This is a genomic window from Mesorhizobium sp. M7A.F.Ca.CA.001.10.2.1 (assembly GCF_003998575.1).
Classification (GTDB): Bacteria; Pseudomonadota; Alphaproteobacteria; order Rhizobiales; family Rhizobiaceae; genus Mesorhizobium.
Genome location: NZ_RZQY01001155.1, coordinates 1 through 893 on the forward strand (window position 1 = coordinate 1; position 893 = coordinate 893).

Annotated in this window: 1 protein-coding gene; it reads left to right on the forward strand. The window is 66.0% G+C overall.

Going from position 1 to position 893, the window contains the following annotated elements; translation table 11 throughout:
- Positions 1-893 (forward strand): AsmA-like C-terminal region-containing protein (locus EN964_RS35820; RefSeq protein ID WP_164776509.1); only part of this gene is annotated, 893 nt, incomplete at both ends.

An 893-nucleotide genomic window follows, 5' to 3' on the forward strand; every position in this document is an offset into this window, starting at 1 on the left:
GGTGGCGTGTGGCCGGCGACACCGTTCAGCCAGAAATCCAACCTGCCGTTCACCGCCGACCTAGACCTGACGACGGCAGCGCTCGCCGCCGGTCGGTTCGCCACCGCCTATGATGCCGCCTTTTCGCTCAAGCTCGACCAGGAAGGCATCCGCGTTTCGGATTTGAAGGCGAAATTGCTGAGCGGGGCGCTCACCGGCCTGTTCGAACTGAAGAACAATGACGGAACCGGCCTGTTCTCTGGCCAGATGAAACTGGCGGGCGCCGATCTGGCGACCGTGCTGCCGGATGCCGGCATCAGCGGCATCGGCGATTTCTCGACGGCGCTGTCAAGCAGCGGCAAATCGGTCGAAGGGATGGTGGCCGCCTTGTCCGGCTCCGGCACGGCGGCGTTGAAGGGCGTGAAAGTTGCTGGCGTCAATCCAGATGCGTTCAGTGCATTCCTCGCCAAGGCGGATGCGATCGGGCGCGATATCGATACGGCCAAGACCGCCGGCTTTGCGCCCGACATCGCCGCTGACGGCAGCTTTGCCGCTGGCGATGCCGACATAGCTTTCACGGTTGCCGGCGGCACGCTGCGGGCGCCACCGGTCAGCCTGGAAAATCCGGCGGCGACCTTGTCCGCCGACGTCACGGCGGATCTCAACGCGGCCACGGTGTCGGCCAAGGGTGCGATCACCTATCGGCCTGGCGACGAGGCACTGGTCGGCTCCGAGCCGGTCGTGAATTTCACCGCCGAGGGGCCGTTCGGCGCGGTCAAACGAGCATTCGACAGTGAGCCGCTGGCGCAGTTCCTGACCCAGCGCGCGCTGGAGAAAGAGCAGCAGCGCGTCGAGGCGATGCAGGCCGCGCTGCTCGAAAAGCAGCGGCTTCGGCGCGAGGTGCGCTACTACGC